We start from the raw sequence: 599 nt of genomic DNA, 5'->3' as shown, positions 1-599 counted from the left end.
GAGGGGCTCGACGACGGCGCCGCCGGCCCGGGTGAAGTCGAACGGATTGGTGACGGTGGTGGGCACCGGCGCCGGCCCGATCGTCCGGATGACCGCCCGCTGCGCCGGCACGATGGTGGGCGGCGTCGGGTGCATGGGATTGATCGGAGTGGACGTCCCGGCCGGCGTCGCGAGCGGGTTCTCGGTCAGGGTGCGGCGGATCGTTCCGTCGCCGTCCACCGCCCGCTCGATCGTGCTGCGCAGGTTGAAGTTGCGTATCTCGTTGAACTGTTCGCGCACCTCGCCGAGATCGGCCTCGCGCATCATCTCGTCGACATGGGTCTGGAACTCGCCCGCCATGCGCCGCGCCTTCTTGATCATGTCCGTCACGGCCTTCAGCGCGACGGGCATGTCCTTCGGTCCGATCACGACGAGCGCGACGACCGTGACGACGGCGATTTCGGACCAGGCGAAGTCAAACATGACAGAACGTATCTCCGGCCGCGGTGCGTAGCAGGAAGCGGGACGCGCGTCAGCCCGCCTCCCCGGCGCCCCCTTCCCGCGCGTCGGCGGCAGCGGTCGGCGGCCCGCCCTCGGCGGGCGCGCCTTCGGCGTGGGCC

Annotated in this window: 1 protein-coding gene; it reads right to left on the bottom strand. The window is 71.0% G+C overall.

Features of this window, described 5'->3' with window-relative positions:
• Nucleotides 1–462, bottom strand: a 462-nt coding sequence (gene tatB, locus B8460_RS01345) for a Sec-independent protein translocase protein TatB (RefSeq protein ID WP_084623096.1), incomplete at its 3' end; no start/stop codon positions are given.
• Nucleotides 463–599: the final 137 nt, after the last annotated feature.

The organism is Acidisphaera rubrifaciens HS-AP3 (assembly GCF_000964365.1).
In the GTDB taxonomy this organism is placed as follows: domain Bacteria; phylum Pseudomonadota; class Alphaproteobacteria; order Acetobacterales; family Acetobacteraceae; genus Acidisphaera; species Acidisphaera rubrifaciens.
This window is presented reverse-complemented; position numbering and strand designations above follow the sequence as displayed.